17 protein-coding genes are annotated in these 17702 nt (G+C 65.3%); 7 read left to right on the top strand and 10 right to left on the bottom strand.

What is annotated here, in order from left to right; translation table 11 throughout:
- Positions 1-41 precede the first annotated feature (41 nt).
- The 7 genes from radA to rpsF all read right to left on the bottom strand — a co-directional run bounded on the left by radA (position 42) and on the right by rpsF (position 7532).
- Complete coding sequence (gene radA / locus HNS03_RS07955; protein WP_367194330.1) at positions 42-1475, bottom strand: DNA repair protein RadA; 1434 nt, start codon at positions 1473-1475, stop codon at positions 42-44.
- A complete protein-coding gene (gene alr, locus HNS03_RS07950; protein WP_367194328.1) occupies positions 1475-2698 on the bottom strand; it encodes an alanine racemase in 1224 nt (407 codons plus the stop codon). The genes radA and alr overlap by 1 nt, the downstream gene beginning before the upstream one ends.
- An 81-nt stretch (positions 2699-2779) precedes the next feature.
- The gene (locus HNS03_RS07945) at positions 2780-4267 is read right to left on the bottom strand and encodes a replicative DNA helicase (protein WP_367194327.1); all 1488 of its coding nucleotides are present in this window, start codon (positions 4265-4267) and stop codon (positions 2780-2782) included.
- Positions 4268-4642: 375 nt separating this feature from the next.
- Entirely contained in the window at positions 4643-5896 is a 1254-nt protein-coding gene (locus HNS03_RS07940; RefSeq protein WP_367194325.1) for a class I SAM-dependent methyltransferase, read from the bottom strand.
- A gap of 117 nt (positions 5897-6013) precedes the next feature.
- A complete protein-coding gene (gene rplI, locus HNS03_RS07935; protein WP_367194324.1) occupies positions 6014-6604 on the bottom strand; it encodes a 50S ribosomal protein L9 in 591 nt (196 codons plus the stop codon).
- A 236-nt stretch (positions 6605-6840) separates the two neighbouring features.
- Positions 6841-7089, bottom strand: a complete 249-nt coding sequence (gene rpsR, locus HNS03_RS07930; RefSeq protein WP_367194322.1) for a 30S ribosomal protein S18 — start codon at positions 7087-7089, stop codon at positions 6841-6843.
- Entirely contained in the window at positions 7089-7532 is a 444-nt protein-coding gene (rpsF, locus tag HNS03_RS07925) for a 30S ribosomal protein S6 (RefSeq protein WP_367194320.1), read from the bottom strand. The genes rpsR and rpsF overlap by 1 nt, the downstream gene beginning before the upstream one ends.
- A gap of 355 nt (positions 7533-7887) precedes the next feature.
- On the opposite strand from rpsF, the gene fabD reads away from it, so the two are divergent.
- The 7 genes from fabD to gmk all read left to right on the top strand — a co-directional run bounded on the left by fabD (position 7888) and on the right by gmk (position 14435).
- Positions 7888-8850: an ACP S-malonyltransferase gene (gene fabD, locus HNS03_RS07920; RefSeq protein WP_367194318.1), complete on the top strand. Its 963-nt coding sequence runs from the start codon at positions 7888-7890 to the stop codon at positions 8848-8850.
- Between the two features lie 5 nt (positions 8851-8855).
- Positions 8856-9593: a 3-oxoacyl-[acyl-carrier-protein] reductase gene (fabG, locus tag HNS03_RS07915; RefSeq protein ID WP_367194486.1), complete on the top strand. Its 738-nt coding sequence runs from the start codon at positions 8856-8858 to the stop codon at positions 9591-9593.
- 264 nt (positions 9594-9857) lie between these two features.
- On the top strand, positions 9858-10094 hold the full coding sequence (locus HNS03_RS07910; RefSeq protein WP_367194317.1) for an acyl carrier protein: 237 nt from the start codon (positions 9858-9860) through the stop codon (positions 10092-10094).
- Positions 10095-10195: 101 nt separating this feature from the next.
- A complete protein-coding gene (gene fabF, locus HNS03_RS07905; RefSeq protein WP_367194316.1) occupies positions 10196-11461 on the top strand; it encodes a beta-ketoacyl-ACP synthase II in 1266 nt (421 codons plus the stop codon).
- A 361-nt stretch (positions 11462-11822) separates the two neighbouring features.
- Entirely contained in the window at positions 11823-12827 is a 1005-nt protein-coding gene (gene mltG, locus HNS03_RS07900) for an endolytic transglycosylase MltG (protein WP_367194314.1), read from the top strand.
- Between the two features lie 76 nt (positions 12828-12903).
- Entirely contained in the window at positions 12904-13785 is an 882-nt protein-coding gene (locus HNS03_RS07895; protein ID WP_367194313.1) for a YicC/YloC family endoribonuclease, read from the top strand.
- Positions 13786-13829: 44 nt separating this feature from the next.
- Positions 13830-14435: a guanylate kinase gene (gene gmk / locus HNS03_RS07890; protein WP_367194484.1), complete on the top strand. Its 606-nt coding sequence runs from the start codon at positions 13830-13832 to the stop codon at positions 14433-14435.
- A 47-nt stretch (positions 14436-14482) separates the two neighbouring features.
- Here gmk and rsmA read toward each other — a convergent pair whose 3' ends face one another.
- The 3 genes from rsmA to HNS03_RS07875 form a co-directional block, all read right to left on the bottom strand.
- On the bottom strand, positions 14483-15337 hold the full coding sequence (gene rsmA, locus HNS03_RS07885; RefSeq protein WP_367194311.1) for a 16S rRNA (adenine(1518)-N(6)/adenine(1519)-N(6))-dimethyltransferase RsmA: 855 nt from the start codon (positions 15335-15337) through the stop codon (positions 14483-14485).
- Positions 15330-16379, bottom strand: coding sequence for a 4-hydroxythreonine-4-phosphate dehydrogenase PdxA (gene pdxA / locus HNS03_RS07880; protein ID WP_367194309.1), 1050 nt, complete (start codon positions 16377-16379; stop codon positions 15330-15332). The genes rsmA and pdxA overlap by 8 nt, the downstream gene beginning before the upstream one ends.
- Before the next feature lie 280 nt (positions 16380-16659).
- Positions 16660-17595, bottom strand: coding sequence for a SurA N-terminal domain-containing protein (locus tag HNS03_RS07875; RefSeq protein WP_367194308.1), 936 nt, complete (start codon positions 17593-17595; stop codon positions 16660-16662).
- Positions 17596-17702 lie beyond the last annotated feature (107 nt).

The raw sequence follows: 17702 nt of genomic DNA, 5'->3' as shown, positions 1-17702 counted from the left end.
AGGCTCCCGCGCCGCGCGTGCGGCGCCGATCAGGCTCATGGTCATGGCCTCAAGGCCGGGGCGCGTTCGGAGGAGTCGGCGCCGGCCCGAACGCGATCGAGATCCGCACCGTCGAAGGCTTTCTGCAAAAGGTCGTTGAGGCCGCCGATCGCCACTGTCCGCAATCCCTTCGGTGGATCTGCCGCCACCGCTTCGGGAACCACTGCCTGGCCGAACCCGAGCTTCACCGCCTCTTTAAGGCGGCCCGCCGCATGGGCGACCGAACGAACGCGACCGGACAGGCTGACCTCGCCGAAATAGACGCAATCACTGGGCAGAGCAAGCCCGGCGAGTGAGGAGACCAGCGCGGCTGCAACCGCGAGGTCGGCGGCGGGTTCGCCGATCCGGAGCCCGCCGGCGACTGCGAGATAGACATCCGACCCGGCAAGTCGGACGCCGCAGCGCGCTTCCAGGACCGCGATCACCATCGCCAGCCGGTTGGAATCCCAGCCAACCACGGCCCGGCGCGGGGTTCCGAGGCTGGTCGGCGCGACCAGGGCCTGGATCTCCACAAGTAAGGGACGTGTGCCTTCCATGCCGGCGAACACGGCCGCACCGGGACTTGCCGTGTCGCGCTCGCCGAGGAAGAGCTGCGACGGGTTGTCCACCTCGCGCAGGCCCGCGCCGGTCATTTCGAACACGCCGATCTCGTCGGTGGGGCCGAATCGGTTCTTGGTCGCCCGCAAAAGCCGGAAAGCGTGGCTGCCGTCGCCTTCGAAGGTGATCACCGCGTCGACCATGTGCTCCACCACACGCGGACCGGCGAGCGTGCCCTCCTTGGTGACATGGCCGACCAGCACGACGGTCGCGCCGGAGGTCTTGGCGTAGCGGATCAGCGCCTGGGCGCTGGCGCGCACTTGGGAGACCGTGCCGGGCGCCGCCTCGGCGATGGAGGTCCACAGCGTCTGGATGGAATCGATGATGACCAGGGAGGGGCGGGGACCGGCCGACAGGGTCGCCAGAATATCCTCCACGCTGGTTTCGGCGGCAAGGGCGACCGGCGCGGCATTGACGGAGAGGCGTTCGGCACGCAAACGCACTTGGGCGACCGCTTCTTCGCCGGAAATATAGACCACCGGACTGCCATCCGAGGCGACCTGGGCGGCGGCCTGCAACAACAGCGTTGATTTGCCGATGCCCGGATCGCCGCCCACCAGCAGCACCGAGCCCGGCACGAAGCCGCCGCCGGTGACCCGGTCGAGCTCGGCGATGCCGGTTTCCAGGCGCGGAGGTTCGTCATTCGTGCCGGCCAAGCTGTGCAGCGCGACCCGCCGGCCTTTGACGGCGGGTTGCTTGCCGGTGCCGGCCAGAATCGGGTCGGCGCCGACTTCCTCCACGATGGAGTTCCAGGCGCCGCAGGCGTCGCACTTGCCCGCCCAGCGCCCGGTGACGGCACCGCACTCCTGACAGACGAATTTCGGTGCGCGTTTGGCCATCAGGCGAGGTCCAACCCGACATAGCGGCGCGCATAGCGGCGCGACAGATCGGTGAGAAACTCGTAGCCGATGGTGCCGGCGGCGCGGGCAAGATCGTCGACGCCGACATGGGACCCCATCAGCTCGACCCAGGCGCCGCGGTGCATGATTCGCTCCGGCACATCGGTCACGTCGAGAGCGATCAGGTCCATGGACACGCGGCCGACATAGGAAAGCTTGTGTCCCGCAATCCAGCCGAAGGCCCCGGGCTTGCCGTCCCGGCTTCCGGCCGCGCGCAACAGCCCGTCGGCATAGCCGACCGACACGATGGCGACCCGCGACGGACGTCCGACGCTCTCGACCGCGCCATAGCCGACGCTGTCGCCGGCGGGCACGTCCCGAACCTGCAGGACCCGCGCCTCCAAGGTGACGACCGGTGCCATCGGGTTTGCCGTGTCGGTGCGCGCGGCGCCGCCATAAAGCGCGATGCCGGGACGCACGAGATCGAAATGGTAGGCGGGATCGTTCAGAATCCCGGCGGAATTCGCTAGCGAGGCCGGCACCTCCGGAAACAGGTCGCGGGCCTGCTCGAAGCGTTCGAGCTGGCGGGCGTTCAACGGATGATCCGGCGTGTCCGCGCAGGCGAGGTGGCTGAGGATCAGCTTGGGCGCAATGCCTTCGACCATCTCCAGGCCGCTGACGGCTTCCGCCTGCTCATAGGTCAGTCCGAGGCGGTTCATGCCGGTGTCGATGTGCAGGGCGGCCGGCAGCTCGCGATCGAGGGAACGGGCATAGCGGCCCCAGTCCTCGATCTCTTCGGGCGAGCCGAGCACCGGGATCAGCTTGGCCTCGCGCATGTCGGCTTCGGCGCCCCGGAAAAGCCCGTTCAGCACGTAGATGGTGGCGCCGGGAAGCACTTCGCGCAGCCGCATGCCCTCGTCGGGAAGCGCGACGAAAAAGGTGCCGCAGCCCGCCTTCCAGAGCGCGTCGCCCACGCGTTCCAGGCCGATGCCGTAGCCGTCACCCTTGATGGCGGCGGCGCATTGGGCGTGGACCGCGATCTCGTTCAGCTTGCGCCAGTTTGCGGCAAGCGCCGCCAGGTCGATGGTCAGTCGTCCGCCCGCATGCTGCTCGCGAGGGTGGGCGGGGGAAAACGGGCTGCGGAACACGGGTGGCGACGTCCTGTCCTGGATCACGACGATGTCGGGTCTCGATGCCCCGCAATCATCATGGTCGATTCTCATCGTTTGGCGCACGACGCGGTAGGCTTCGGCGCGATGCCGCCACGACGCAAGATCCTGGCCAAGCGAGACCGCACCAACCGATCAGTCGAGCCGCTCGGGCAGATGGTCGTCCGGTGCCAGGCTGGAGAAGCGCGTGACCTCGGCATCGAACTGCAGGTTCACGGTGCCGGTGGGACCATGACGCTGCTTGCCGATTATGACCTCAGCGCGGCCGGACACCTGATCCATCTGCGCCTGCCATTCGAAAAATTCCTCAGTGCCTTCCTTCGGCATGCGGCTCTTCAGATAATACTCCTCGCGGAACACGAACATGACCATGTCCGCGTCCTGCTCGATCGAACCCGATTCGCGCAAGTCTGCAAGCTGCGGCCGCTTGTCGTCGCGGGCTTCGACCTGGCGCGAAAGCTGGGACAGCGCCAGCACCGGCACGTTCAGCTCCTTGGCGAGCGCCTTGAGGCCGGTGGTGATCTCCGTGATCTCCTGGACGCGGCTATCGGAGGAGCGCTTTCCCGAGCCCTGCAGAAGCTGCAGATAGTCGATTACCAGAACGTCGAGCCCCCGCTGGCGCTTTAGGCGGCGGGCGCGGGCGGCGAGCTGACCGATCGTCAGGCCACCGGATTGGTCGATGAAGAGCGGCAGCGTCCGCATTTCCTGCGCCGTCGCGGCCAACCGGGCGAACTGCTCCTCATCGATGTCGCCACGGCGGATCTTGGAGGAGGAGACCCCGGATTGCTCCGCCAGAATACGGGTGGCGAGCTGTTCCGACGACATTTCCAGCGAGAAGAAGCCGACGATCCCGCCGTCGATCGTCTTGGTCGTGCCGTCCGGCTGATCCTCCGCCCGATAGGCCTTGGCGATGTTGAAGGCGATGTTGGTGGCAAGCGACGTCTTACCCATTGCCGGACGGCCGGCGAGGATGACCAAGTCGGATGGCTGTAGCCCGCCCATCTGGCGGTCCATGTCGACGAGCCCGGTGGAAATGCCGGAGAGATGGCCGTCGCGCTCGTAGGCGGCCGCAGCCATGTCGATGGCGAGCGTGAGGGCATCGGAGAAGGAGCCAAAGCCGCCTTCGAAGCGGCCACTCTCGGCAAGCGAGAACAGCCGGCGTTCCACCTCTTCGATCTGGTGGCGGGGCGTCTGGTCGATCGGCGAATCGTAGGCGACGTTCACCATGTCCTCGCCGATCGAGATCAGCGAGCGCCGCAGGGCCAGATCCATCAAGGTCCGGCCGTAGTCCTCGGCGTTGATGATGGTGGTGGCGTCGGCCGCCAGGCGCAGCAGATATTGGGTGATCGGCACCTCGCCGATCTTGGCTTCGGCCGGGAAGAAGGTCTTCACCGTGATCGGGGAGGCGATCTTGCCGGCGCGAATGAGCTGGGCGGACTTCTCGTAGATCGAGCGGTGCTGCTCGATGAAGAAATGGCCGGGCTCCAGAAAGTCCGTGACGCGGTAGAACGTCTCGTTGTTGACGAGGATGGCGCCCAGGAGCTGGCGCTCGATCTCCACGTTGTGCGGCGCCATGCGCGCCGCAGCCGTCTCGTTCGCTAGGGAAAGGGCCGAGGTGGCCATTGCATCGCCTCCGTCCCGTCCGGGGACGCTAGCGCGGGATTCTGGAGGAAAAGGGGACACCGATTTTCCGCCCGAAGCCCGCTCTAAGGTATTGGAATCGATCACGCTTCATGATTTCCGGTCGTTTCAACCCGAAATCATCACGATCCATAAGGCTTAGCGCGGATCGTGTCTGCGCGGGAAGAAGACTCTTCGCCGACTGGACACTCGCCCCCGTAATCCACCAGTTGAGCGATCGATGCCGGCCGCCGGGGTTGACGGCGGCCTTAGAGCCGCTCCCGCGTTTCAGGGAATCGCCGAACGGCTCTATGCACAGTTTCGACATGCTTTCGGGCGGCGAGCCGGATTTCGCGTCGCCTGGATGCGCGTAAGGATCTATTCGCACGCCTCGCTGAGGACGGGCGCCCGGCTATCGAGGGCTTTGAGCTGGCGTTCCGCTTCAAGCATGTAGTCGCGGGTGAGCGGCAGCGCGTGCTGGTTCCGGGTGATCTGGATCTGGAAGTTCATCATGTCCTGATAGCGGAACGCGGTTTCCGACCCCGCCAGATAGAACTCCCACATCCGGCAGAAGCGCTCGTCGTAGAGAGCCTTTGCCTCGTCGCGCCGGGCCAGGAAGCGTTCGCGCCAGGCCTTCAGCGTTTCGGCATAGTGAAGGCGGAGGATCTCGATGTCCGTCGTCTTCAGGCCTGCCCGCTCGATCACCGGGATCACTTCCGACATGGCGGGGATGTAGCCGCCGGGGAAGATGTACTTGTCGATCCAGGAGTTGGTGTCGCCGGGTCCGTCGAAGCGACCGATCGAGTGCAGCAGCATCACGCCGTCGTCGGCCAGAAGCTGCCGGCACTTCTGGAAGAACTCCGGATAGTAGCCGACGCCCACATGCTCGAACATGCCGACCGACACGATCCGGTCGAACGGCCCTTCCAGGGTGCGGTAGTCCTGCAGGAGAAACTTCGCGCGATCCGACAGTCCCTGTTCCGCCGCTCGGGCGTTGGAGCGGGTGTGCTGCTCGGTGGAGAGCGTGACGCCGGTGATCTCGGCGCCAAGGTGGCGGGCGATGTAAAGACCCATGCCGCCCCAGCCGGAACCGATGTCGAGCACCTTCATGCCCGGCTCGATCGCAAGTTTGGCAGCGATGTGGCGCTTCTTGGCGAGCTGGGCTTCCTCCAGATCCGCATCCGGTGTGTCGAAATAGGCACACGAATACTGGGAATCGGAATCGAGGAAGAGCCGGTAAAGCTCGCCGGAAAGGTCGTAGTGATGGGCGACGTTGGAGCGGGCGCGCTTGAGCGTGTTGTTCTGACGCAGGCGCCGCGTGAGAAAGCGGTAGGTATCCTCCGCCTTCATCCACCAGGCCGGCCGGTCAATACCGGCATTGGACAGCACCAGAGCCAGAAAGTCGTAGATCGAACCGGTCTCGACGATCAGCGTGCCGTCCATGAAGCACTCCCCGACCTTCAGGCCGGGGTTGAGAATGCAGGCGCGCTCCGCCTTTGCATTGGTGAAGCGCACCCGTACCGCGTCACCGGTCCCGTCGCCAAAGCGATTCTCGCCGCCAGCGGCGTCGACCACGGTGAGATCGCCCTGGTGGACGATTCGCGTCAAAAATGTGTTGAGCAGCCGATCCATAACGCCTTCTGCCGCCGGCTGAACGAGGAAGCCCGCGACGACTCTCTGTTCCAGACGGCGACAGGTTAAGCAAAGGAACGCTTTTCGCTCAAGCGTCTACGAGTTGATCGTGCAGACTCAGGCGAGCTGCTCGTCGGAGGTGTCGCCCTCGGCGCTCTCCTCGGCCATGGTTTCGCCCTCTTCGTCTTCCTCCTCCTCTTCGAAGGTGAAGAACTCCTCGCGGGCGAGAACGTCTTCGCCGCGGGACTGGCGCTCGGCCTCTTCCTGCGAGCGGGCGACATTCAGCGTGACCGTGACGGCAACTTCCGGATGCAGCCGGATCGACACCGGATGCATGCCCAGCGCCTTGATCGGCTGGTTGAGCTCGACCTGATTGCGGCCGACCGAGAAACCGTTCTCCGCCAGAAGCTCGGAAATGTCGCGCGTGGACACCGAACCGTAGAGCTGGCCGGTTTCGCCGGCCTGGCGGATGGCGACGAAGATTTTGGTGTCGAGGGTCTGGCCGACCTGCTCCGCCTCCTGGCGACGCTCCAGGTTACGAGCCTCGAGCTGAACCCGCTCGCGCTCGAAGCGCTTGCGGTTGTCGGCGTTGGCGCGCAGCGCCTTGCCCTGGGGCAGGAGGAAATTGCGGGCAAAGCCGTCGCGCACGCGCACGGTCTCGCCCATCTGGCCGAGCTTGGGGATACGTTCGAGAAGAATGACGTGCATGGAAGGGATCCTTTCCGTCTGTCCCGCGGAAACGATCGTCACGGCCCCGATGGTGTCGGAGGCGACAACGGACGATCAAAGCGAAAATCCCGGCACGATCGGCCTCGGTCGAAACCGAGAGCCCGAACGCCCGGGAGGCGGTTAGAGACCGGTCGCAGATCGCTCTGGCCGGCCCCAGCGGGCCAGGCGCGGCGGCGGGAAGCGTCGTCACCCGGCGAAGTTATGGACCGTGTGGCCTACTTGATCACGTAGGGCAGCAGGCCAAGGAAGCGCGAACGCTTGATCGCCCGGGCAAGCTCGCGCTGCTTCTTCGCCGAAACGGCGGTGATTCGGGACGGAACAATCTTGCCGCGCTCGGACACGTAGCGCTGCAGGAGCTTGACGTCCTTGTAGTCGATCCGCGGCGCATTGGCGCCGGAGAACGGGCAGGTCTTGCGGCGGCGGAAGAAGGGCCGGCGCGTCGGAAGCTGTGCGATATCGACCATTACTGGGCACCTCCACGACGGTCGTCACGGCGCTCGCCACGATCACCTCGGTCTCCGCGATCGCCCCGATCAGGCCGGTCGCCGCGATCGGGTCGGTCGCCACGACGGCGGTCGTCGCGCTCGCGCTTCTGCTTCATCACGGACGGGCCATCCTCGTGGGCGTCCACCTTGATGGTGAGGTAGCGGATGACGTCCTCGGAGATCCGCATCTGGCGCTCCATCTCGGCGATGGCCGCCGGCGGAGCATCGATGTCCATCAGCGCGTAGTGCGCCTTGCGGTTCTTCTTGATTCGGTAGGAGAGGTTCTTCAAACCCCAGTTCTCGACCCGGCCGACAGATCCGCCAAGGCCTTCCACCACGGCCTTGTACTGATCGATGAGGCCATCGACCTGCTGGCCGGAAATGTCCTGGCGAGCCAGGAACACATGCTCGTATAGCGGCATGAATGCGCCTTTCTCTCATTGAGGGCCACATTCGGCGCAAAGCCTCGTCGAAGCCTTCGGGAAAGGCGTTCGAATATGCTTTCGCGAGCGGAGACACCGGAAATCGGATCCCGACGTCGGGCCCCTGCCGCGTCCGGTAGACCACCGGGCGCAACTCTCCGTTCAGCCTCCAGCCGAATGTGAGTTAGACGGGCTTATCTATCGCTTTCCGCAGAAAATGCAACAGTGGTATACGGTTTTCCGCATCGCTACTTGACAGGGAACGATCCGGTCGTCTTTTTCCGGCCGCACACGCGGAGCTGGGACGCGATCTGGCGTCGAACGTTTGTCCGCGACTTGGGATCTTCCATTTCTGATGACGTTTGCATTCACTTTTCCTGGCCAGGGCAGCCAAGCAGTCGGCATGGGGCGCGATCTTGCCGAGAACTACCCGGCCGCGCGCGCCGTGTTTCAGGAAGTCGACGAAGCCCTGGGCGAAGCCTTGAGCACGTTGATCTGGGAGGGGCCGTCTGAAACGCTGACGCTGACGGCGAACGCCCAGCCGGCGCTGATGGCCGTGAGCCTGGCGGCCATGCGGGCGCTCGAGGCGGAAGGCGTGAGTGTTGCCGCAAACGCGGCGTTCGTCGCCGGTCATTCGCTCGGCGAATATTCCGCGCTTGCCGCCGCCGGCAGCCTGTCGGTCGCCGATGCGGCGCGGCTTCTGCGACGGCGCGGGCAGGCGATGCAGGAAGCCGTGCCGGTGGGCGAGGGCGCCATGGCGGCGCTGCTGGGGCTCGACCGGGATGCGGTCGAAGGTGTCGCCCGTGACGCGGCCGAGGGCGACGTGCTGGCGATTGCCAACGACAATGCGCCGGGACAGGTGGTGGTCTCCGGCCACCGGGCTGCCGTGGAGCGTGCAATCGAGCTTGCCAAGGAGCGCGGGGCCCGCCGGCCGATGCTGCTTCCCGTGTCCGCGCCGTTCCATTGCCCGCTGATGGCCCCGGCTGCGTCGGTCATGGCAGAGGCGCTGGCGGAGGTGACGCTCCAGGCGCCGGCGGTGCCGCTGGTGGCGAACGTACTTGCCGCGCCGATCTCCGATCCGGCCGAGATTCGCAGCCGTCTCGTGGAGCAGGTGACCGGATCGGTGCGTTGGCGGGAATCGGTTGAGTGGCTTTCGGCGAACGGTGTCGATTGCATCGTGGAGATCGGTTCGGGCAAGGTTCTGACCGGCCTCGCCAAGCGGATCGTCAATGGCCTGCAAGGGGTCGCCGTGAACACGCCGCAGGACGTCCAGGCGCTTGCCGAACGTCTCGCGGCCGGCAGCGAAAAAGGCGCGTGAGTTTTATGTTCGACCTTTCCGGCAAGACGGCGCTCGTTACCGGGGCCAGCGGCGGCATCGGCGGTGCAATTGCACGGTCGCTTTATGCGCAGGGCGCGTCGGTGGCGCTTTCCGGGACCCGGCGCGAAGTACTCGAGGCGCTTGCGGCGGAGCTCGGCGAGCGGACCGCGGTCTGCCCCGCCGACCTTTCCAATCGCGAGAGCGTCGATGCGCTGGTGCCTGCGTGCGAAGAAGCGCTCGGCCAGATCGACATCTTGATCAACAATGCCGGCATCACCCGGGACATGTTGGCATTGCGCATGAAGGACGAGGACTGGGATCAGGTTCTCGAAGTGAACCTTTCGGTGGCCTTTCGTCTCGCGCGCGCGTGCCTGCGCACCATGATGCGCAACCGGTCGGGGCGAATCGTCAACATCTCGTCGATCGTCGGCGTCACCGGCAATGCCGGGCAGGCCAACTATGCGGCGGCTAAGGCCGGCATGATCGGGATGACCAAGGCGCTCGCCAAGGAAGTCGCGACCCGCGGGGTCACCATCAACGCGATCGCGCCGGGATTCATTGAAAGCCCGATGACGGATGCGTTGAATGCGGACCAACGTCAGGCCATCTTGCAGGCAGTGCCTGCGGGCGTGCTCGGCACCGGCGCAGATATCGCGGCGGCGGTGGTCTATCTGGCCAGCGACGAGGCGCATTACGTGACGGGTCAGACCCTGCACGTCAACGGCGGCATGGTCATGATCTGAGAATGCGGAAATGGGCTTAAGAGCCCGGAAATCCGGGGGAAGCGCGCGGCGGCGCTTCTGGTCAGGCCCTTGAAAGTGTGTTACCTACCGCCGCGCCCTGGGGACGGGCCGAGACAAGACCGCTCCGAGATGGAAGCGTGATGTCGAGGTCAATTCGGTCCTGGATCTTCCGCTGGGTCTTTCCTAAGAGAAATGACACGGTTTAACGAAGGCCGGGTGCATCCCGGCAGCATAGTTTCGCCAAACACAATCGAGGAACCGAGAATGAGCGACATCGCGGAACGGGTAAAGAAGATCGTCGTGGAGCACCTCGGCGTCGACCCTGAGAAGGTCACCGAGAATGCAAGCTTCATCGACGATCTGGGGGCCGACAGCCTCGACACCGTCGAGCTCGTGATGGCCTTCGAGGAGGAGTTCGCCGTGGAGATCCCGGACGACGCCGCCGAGACCATCCTGACGGTGGGCGACGCCGTTAAGTTCCTCGAGAAGAACACCCAGTAATCTCGGCATCCGCGCGGCCGCAATGATCCCGCATTCTGCGGGATCGGCGGGCTTGGCGCGCGCCACCAAATTGCATTCATTGAGAGGCGGGCTACTACCTAATGAGACGCGTGGTCGTTACGGGGCTGGGGACGGTGAACCCGCTCGGGTGCGGGGTCGAAGCAGCCTGGGCGAACGCGCTGAAGGGCAAGAGCGGCGCATCGCGTGTGGAACACGTCGATGTCTCCGACATCGCCTGCCAGATCGCCTGTCAGATTCCCCGAGGAGATGGATCGGACGGTACCTTCAATCCGGATGACTGGATGGAGGTGAAGGAACGGCGCAAGGTCGACGACTTCATCGTGTATGCGATGGCGGCGGCCGACCAGGCGCTGGCCGATGCCGACTGGAAGCCGACCCAATATGAAGATCAGATCCGCTCCGGCGTGCTGATCGGATCGGGGATCGGCGGCCTGATGGGGATCGAAGAAGGAGCGATGACGCTGCGCGACCGCGGTCCGCGCCGCCTTTCGCCGTTCTTCATTCCCGGACGCCTGATCAACCTTGCGTCCGGGTACGTTTCCATCCGCTACGGCCTCAAAGGCCCGAACCACGCCGTGGTGACGGCGTGTTCGACAGGGGCGCACGCCATCGGCGACGCGGCCCGTCTGATTGCGCTCGACGATGCCGACGTGATGGTGGCGGGCGGATCGGAATCGCCGATCGGCCGCCTCGCGCTCGCCGGCTTTGCAGCCTGCCGGGCGCTGTCCACCCATTTCAACGACGCGCCGGAAAAGGCCTCGCGCCCTTACGATCGCGATCGCGATGGCTTCGTGATGGGCGAGGGCGCCGGTGTTGTGATTCTGGAAGAATACGAACACGCCAAGGCGCGCGGCGCGAAGATCTACGGCGAAGTGATCGGCTACGGCCTGTCGGGCGATGCCCATCACATCACCGCGCCGTCGGAAGACGGCGATGGCGCCTATCGCTGCATGGTCGCCGCGCTGAAGCGGGCCGGTGTGGGGCCGAGCGAGATCGACTATGTCAATGCGCACGGCACCTCCACGCCGCTTGGCGACGAGATCGAGCTTGCTGCCGTCGAACGCTTGATGGGCAATGCTTCCGGGCGGCTCACCATGTCGTCGACCAAGTCGGTGACCGGCCATCTGCTCGGGGCTGCCGGTGCGGTCGAGGCGATTTTCTCGCTGCTCGCCATCCGCGACGGCAAGATTCCGCCGACCATCAATCTCGACAATCCGTCGGTCGATACGCCGATCGATCTCGCGCCGAACGCCGCGCGGGAGCGTGAGGTCAACATCGCCTTGTCGAATTCGTTCGGGTTCGGCGGAACCAACGCGTCGCTGGTGTTCCGTCGCGTGGATGGCTAGACGGTTTCCCGACGGCAAAACGGAAATCGGTTGGCCGTTGGGGACTGCGTCAAAAAATTGACTTGGAGCCGGTCTGCACTTCGAAAAGGCGGATCGACTTCGAAGGCCGGAACCGGGCACGATTCGCCGCGCTTTGGGGCGTTGATTTTTGCGCCAGCCGCGGCTTCATGGTCCGGGGGCTTGCGATCGGGAAACCAGGATGAACAAAGACGTCTCTGATCCCCCGGACCAGCGCAAGCAGCCACGGCCGCGCCCTGTTGCTGCGCGTCCTGCACCGCGCAGCCCGAGGGAGGCTCTGCAACCGGAAATTGCTCCGCCGCCGCCGCCGAAGGCGCGCTCGCGGCAGGCGCGAAACCCGATCGTGATCGTGCTGAACTTCTTCCTGACGCTGGGGCTGGTTGTGGTTCTGGCAGCGGTTGCCGTGGTCTATTGGAGCCGGATGGAGTTCATGGCGCCGGGGCCGTCTACCTCAGACGCCAATATCGTCGTCGCACAAGGCTCGACGGTGGAAAATGTCGCGGCTCAGCTTGAGGATCGCGGCCTGATTTCCAACCGCTGGGTGTTCGTGGGCGCGGCGCAGGTGCTGGACACCTCGACGAAAATCAAAGCGGGCGAGTATCTGATTCCGGCCGGCTCCAGCATGGAGCAGGTCATGGCCCGCCTGGTCGAAGGCCGCTCGATCCAGCATTCCGTGACGGTCCCCGAAGGCCTCACCAGCGCCCAGATCGTCGACCGGCTGAACCAGGATCCGATCCTGATCGGGGACATCGATATCATTCCGGCAGAAGGCAGCCTGCTGCCTGAGACCTACAAATTCACCCGCGGCACCACCCGGATGGAGATGTTGGAACGTATGCAGCGGGCGCACCAGAAGGTTCTGGACGACGCCTGGGAGCATCGCGTCGACGATCTGCCGATCGACAGTAAGGAAGACGTGGTCACGCTCGCCTCCATCGTGGAGAAGGAAACCGGCCGGGCCGACGAGCGCAATCGCGTGGCGGCGGTGTTTCTGAACCGGCTGAGGCGCGACATGAAGCTGCAGTCGGACCCGACGATCCTCTACGGCCTCTATGGCGGCGAGGCGTGGGAAAAGCCGCGCACGATCTACCGCTCAGACCTGCAGCGGCCGAACGCCTACAACACCTACCAGATCGATGGACTGCCGCCGGGGCCGATCGCGAATCCGGGGCGGGCCTCGATCGAGGCGGTGACCAACCCCTCGCGCACCGACGATCTCTACTTCGTTGCCGATGGGTCGGGCGGACACGCTTTCTCTGAGACCTACGCGGAGCATCAGCGCAACGTTCAGAAGTGGCGCGAGATCGAGGCGAACCGCGGCAACGCCGATACCTCGGACGACCAATGAAGCAAGAACCGCCAGGGACCCCCGTCTGAGCCGGTTGCGGCTCGTGACGGACGGGTCCACCGCGGAGAAGGGTGACATGACGCTGTCGTCGATGACAGGCTTCGCCGCCGCGCGCGGCGTAACCAACGGGGTGGCTTGGGCCTGGGAGGCGCGCTCGGTCAACGGTCGCGGTCTCGATGTCCGCGTGCGTTTGCCCCAAGGCTGGGAGCGGCTCGATCCGGCGGTGCGCGAACGGGTCACCAAGCGCTTCAAGCGCGGGTCCGTCTCCATTTCGTTGTCGGTTTCCCAGGCCGAAGGCGCGGCGCGCTACGCGCTGAACGAGCGTCATTTGGAGACGCTTCTGAACCTGATCCGGCCGCTGCAGGCGCGCGGCGACGTGGCCGCACCCACAGCCGACGGCCTGCTCGCGCTCAAGGGCGTGCTAGAGCCGCTGGATACGGCGGACGCCGACGATTCCGCGCTCACCAACGACCTCATTGCCGGCATCGATACCGCCCTCGGTTCGCTTGAAGCGGATCGCCATGCGGAAGGCGCGCGCCTGGGCGACGTCGTGCGGGGCCAGGTGCAGGCGATCGCCGAACTTGCGGCCAGCGCCAGGGAACACCCCTCGCGCAGCGTGGAGGCGATCCGCGACAAGTTGGCCCAGCAAGTGGCCGTCCTGCTTGAGGCCTCGGCGAGCCTGGATCGCGACCGGCTGCATCAGGAAGCGGCCCTCCTGGCGACCCGGGCGGATATCGCCGAGGAGCTCGATCGTCTCGACGGCCATGTAGAAGCGGCCAAAGGATTGCTCGACCGGGGTGGGGCGGTTGGCCGCCGGCTTGATTTTCTCGCCCAGGAATTCCATCGCGAAGCGAACACGCTGACGTCGAAATCGGTCGATCGGGCGGTCACCGCCGTGGGGCTGGAGCTCAAGGTGGTGATCGATCAGCTTCGCGAGCAGGTCCAGAACCTGGAGTAGCCCCTTTGTCGGAACAAAAGGCCGTCCCCCTTCGCCGCGGCGTCATGCTGGTCCTGTCGTCGCCGTCGGGGGCGGGCAAGTCGACGTTGTCGCGGCTGGTGCTGGAAAACGATCGCAACATCGAGTTGTCGATTTCCGCCACCACACGGGCCAAGCGCCCGAGCGAAGTGAACGGTCATCACTACCATTTCGTCGAGCGCGCCCAATTCGAGGCGATGCGCGATCACGGCGACCTTTTGGAATGGGCCGAGGTGCACGGTAACCTCTACGGCACGCCCCGACGTCCGGTGGAGACGGCCTTGCAGGCCGGCGAGGACATCCTGTTCGATATCGATTGGCAGGGCACGCTGCAGCTCTACGAGGCGGCGCGTGCGGACGTGGTGTCGATCTTCATCCTGCCGCCGTCCGGAGCTGAGCTGCGTGCGCGCCTGGAGCGGCGCGCCGAAGACGATGCGGACACCATCGCCAAACGGCTCGCGAACGCCAAAACCGAGCTCGCCCATTGGCATGAGTACGACTACGTGATCGTCAACGACGATCTCGACCGCGCCTATTCGGGTGTGCGCGCGATCCTGAACGCCGAGCGCCTCAAGCGCAGCCGGTTGCCGCAGATCGAAGGCTTTGTGGAAGGTCTGATCCAGGATCTTTGATGTCCTGGGGCGAAGTCGGACGGAAAACCGGTTCTGTCCTACCCGGTCTATTTCGTGTTCGTAGCCGCCGTGACCGCGCGCGCGAGCGCGACAAATCCCTCCACCGAGACGTTCTCCGCCCGCTCGGTCGGCTCCAGGCCGGCTGCCGCAATCAGCGCCGCGGTATCGCCGCCGAGGCTCTTCAGGCTTTGGCGCAGCATCTTGCGGCGCTGCCCGAAGGCGGCCGCCGTCACCCGGCTCAAGGTCTTGCCGTCACAGGCGAGCGGCTCGGCGCGTGGCGTGAGCTGCACCACCGACGACCACACCTTCGGCGGCGGGGTGAAGGCCTTCGGCGTCACGTCGAACAAGATCCGCGCCTCCGCCCGCCAGCCGGTCAGCACGCCGAGCCGGCCGTAGGCCGAGGTGCTAGGGGCGGCGACCAGCCGTTCGGCGACCTCGCGCTGAAACATGAGCGTCAGCGATTGCCACCAGGGTGGCCACGGCTCGCTTTCCAGCCACCCCACCAGCAGCGCAGTGCCGACATTGTAGGGCAGGTTCGCCACCACCACACCGGGACGACCATCCAAATGAGCGGTCATGTCGACGGCGAGCGCATCGCCCTCGATCAGCTCCAAGCGACCCGGATAGGCGGCTGCGACTTCTTCAAGAGCTTCGATGCAGCGCCGGTCGCGTTCGATTGCGACAACCTTGGTGGCGCCTTCCATCAGCAGCGCACGGGTGAGCCCGCCGGGGCCGGGGCCGACCTCGACGACGGTAACATCCGAAAGATCGCCGGCGGAACGTGCGATTCGGCGGGTCAGGTTCAGGTCCAGGAGGAAGTTTTGGCCGAGCGACTTGCGCGCGGAGAGCCCGTGCGCGCGGATGACCTCGCGCAGTGGCGGAAGCGGATCGGTCTCAGTCACGGGCGGACGACAGAGCGGCGGCGGGGGCGGACAGGCGATCGGCCATTGCGATCGCCGCCAGGAAGCTTTCCGGCCGCGCCTTGCCGCTTGCCGCTAAATCGAACGCGGTGCCGTGGTCGGGAGAGGTACGGACGAAGGGCAGCCCGAGAGTGACGTTCACGGTCTCGTCGAATGCGATCGTCTTGACCGGGATAAGCGCCTGGTCGTGATACATGGCAAGCGCGGCGTCGTAGCCGGCGCGGGCGCGCTCGGAAAACAGCGCGTCGGCAGGAAGGGGCCCGCGCGCGTCGACGCCTTTTTCGCGAAGCGCAACGACTGCCGGCGCGACGATGGTCTCGTCCTCGGTGCCGAGCGACCCGCCTTCGCCCGCATGGGGATTGAGGCCGGTAATCGCCAGACGGGGCGTGTCGATGCCAAAACGGGTCGTGAGATCGGCTGCCACGATCTGTCCCGTCGTCACGATCTTTTCCGTGGTCAGGTGCGACGGCACGTCTTTCAGCGGAATATGGACGGTCACCGGAACGGTTCTGAGCGAGGGGCCGGCGAGCATCATGATCGGCGTTGCCGAACCGCCGAACAGGCTATCGGCGAGTTCGCCGAGATATTCCGTGTGGCCGGGATGGGCGAAACCGGCGGCATAAAGCGTCTTTTTGTGGATCGGGCTCGTCACCACTGCCCGGGCCGCGCCGTCGTGCACGGCGCTCACGGCTTCATCGATTGAGGCGATAATGGCGGGCGCGTCTGTGCTGTCCGGGCTGCCCGGCGCGCCTTGAACCGCGTGACCAGTCTCGACCACAGGAAGGGCGGCAGCAAAAACGTCCGGTGCCTCATCGACCCGGCAACTTTCGATTGTCACATCGAGCGCGAGTTGAGCCGCTCGGCGTGCCAGAAAATGCGGATCGCCGACCACGAAGAAGGGCGGCAGGTCGGCCTCGGCGCGCTGCCGCCACGCCTCCAGGATCAGGTCCGGGCCAATCCCGGCCGGCTCGCCGAGGGTGATGGCAAGTGGAGAAAGGTTTGTTCTGGGCGTACGCACAGACATGGCAGGAGCAGGACTCGACGCTAGACCCGTGCCGCTTTCCTCGGAATCGCGGAGCGGATCTAAGTTATTGTTTCGACGCGTTTCTGGAGAGCCAACCGGTTTCCACGTGGCCCGGAAACGCTCGAACGGATCACAGGGGATCAGAGATCCCGAAGCCCTATCGGGTGCGTGGTGACGCGCAAGGACGCGTGCGACTGCGGTGCGCGCCACGCCCCGTAGCGATTGAGCTTCGAGGCCTCTGCGCTCTCGAGCATTTCCCGGTAAGCGAAATCAGCTTGACCTAGCGCCGTTCGATCACCGCGTTCTTGCGCAGATTGCGGAGATATTGGCGGGAGAAAAGCTCGCCTTCCTCGCCGATGATCTCCGACTGAACTTCTTCGATCGCGGCTTCGGTGCTCTTCACCGTCTTCTTGTCGCAGACGGCGAACATGACGAGGCCGCCTTCGCCGCGCACCGGAGGCGTGAGGTGGCCGACGCTGGTCTCCTCGATCTGCGGACGCACCTGGTCCGGCACTTCGTTGGAAAGCCGCCGGCCGACCTGTTTGACCACGACGCCCTGCACCTGCTTGGTCATCGCAAGCCCTTCTTCACACGAGGTGAAGCGGCTTCGAAGCTGGCGGGCGGTCGCCTCGGCAGACGAGACTTCGCCGCGCGAGGCTTTCTCCGGCACCACCACGATCACCCGCTCAAGCAGATATTCCGCAGTGTCCTTGGAGCCGCCGCTGCCTTTTTCGCGGAGCTGGGCGATCAAGTCCTGTTCGGTGATGGTGTTTGAGCTGCGGAAGCGGGCGCCGACCACCTGGCTCCAGGCGATCTGGGCGCGCAGCCGCTCCTTCAGCGTGCTGGGATTGACGCCGTTTTGGCTCAGCGCCTTGGAGAAATTGGCGGGCGACAGCTTCACCCGTTTGGCGATCTCGGCGAAGGCGGAATCGACGCGGGAGTCCGGTACGGTGACGTTGTTGCGCTTGGCTTCCTGCATCTGAAGCGATTCGTCGATCAACTCGTCGATCGCACGCTCGCGAATGTTGCCCTTGCCGCCGGTCAGGCGGATGAGCTTCGCGCGCTGGTCGATCGCATAGTTCGTGATCGGCTGGTCGTTGACGATGACTTCGATCCGAGTCGCGGCCAAGGCGGGCCCTGCGACTGCGAAAAGCAGCCCGACGAGCGCCACCAGCAGCGTCGGAGAAATCCAGAAATCGGCAATCCGTCGTGCCACGCCTATCCTCCAGCTTGGCCCTGGGCGGTCTCGACCCGAAATCGTGAAACGTGACCGGCTTACATTTAGGGGAGTGGCATCCCATCGGACACCCCTCACGTTAACAA

Source organism: Amorphus sp. 3PC139-8, from assembly GCF_040750475.1.
Lineage (GTDB): Bacteria > Pseudomonadota > Alphaproteobacteria > Rhizobiales > Amorphaceae > Amorphus.
Note: the sequence above shows the minus strand (reverse complement) of the source record. Positions and strands in the feature narration are given on the sequence as shown.

What these genes read in the sequence shown, in the direction of transcription:
- radA (WP_367194330.1), bottom strand. Translation starts at nt 1,475, where the DNA reads ATGGCCAAACGCGCACCGAAATTCGTCTGTCAGGAGTGCGGTGCCGTC.
- alr (WP_367194328.1), bottom strand. Translation starts at nt 2,698, where the DNA reads ATGAGAATCGACCATGATGATTGCGGGGCATCGAGACCCGACATCGTC.
- HNS03_RS07945 (WP_367194327.1), bottom strand. Translation starts at nt 4,267, where the DNA reads ATGGCCACCTCGGCCCTTTCCCTAGCGAACGAGACGGCTGCGGCGCGC.
- HNS03_RS07940 (WP_367194325.1), bottom strand. Translation starts at nt 5,896, where the DNA reads ATGGATCGGCTGCTCAACACATTTTTGACGCGAATCGTCCACCAGGGC.
- rplI (WP_367194324.1), bottom strand. Translation starts at nt 6,604, where the DNA reads ATGCACGTCATTCTTCTCGAACGTATCCCCAAGCTCGGCCAGATGGGC.
- rpsR (WP_367194322.1), bottom strand. Translation starts at nt 7,089, where the DNA reads ATGGTCGATATCGCACAGCTTCCGACGCGCCGGCCCTTCTTCCGCCGC.
- rpsF (WP_367194320.1), bottom strand. Translation starts at nt 7,532, where the DNA reads ATGCCGCTATACGAGCATGTGTTCCTGGCTCGCCAGGACATTTCCGGC.
- fabD (WP_367194318.1), top strand. Translation starts at nt 7,888, where the DNA reads ATGACGTTTGCATTCACTTTTCCTGGCCAGGGCAGCCAAGCAGTCGGC.
- fabG (WP_367194486.1), top strand. Translation starts at nt 8,856, where the DNA reads ATGTTCGACCTTTCCGGCAAGACGGCGCTCGTTACCGGGGCCAGCGGC.
- HNS03_RS07910 (WP_367194317.1), top strand. Translation starts at nt 9,858, where the DNA reads ATGAGCGACATCGCGGAACGGGTAAAGAAGATCGTCGTGGAGCACCTC.
- fabF (WP_367194316.1), top strand. Translation starts at nt 10,196, where the DNA reads ATGAGACGCGTGGTCGTTACGGGGCTGGGGACGGTGAACCCGCTCGGG.
- HNS03_RS07895 (WP_367194313.1), top strand. Translation starts at nt 12,904, where the DNA reads ATGACGCTGTCGTCGATGACAGGCTTCGCCGCCGCGCGCGGCGTAACC.
- gmk (WP_367194484.1), top strand. Translation starts at nt 13,830, where the DNA reads ATGCTGGTCCTGTCGTCGCCGTCGGGGGCGGGCAAGTCGACGTTGTCG.
- pdxA (WP_367194309.1), bottom strand. Translation starts at nt 16,379, where the DNA reads ATGTCTGTGCGTACGCCCAGAACAAACCTTTCTCCACTTGCCATCACC.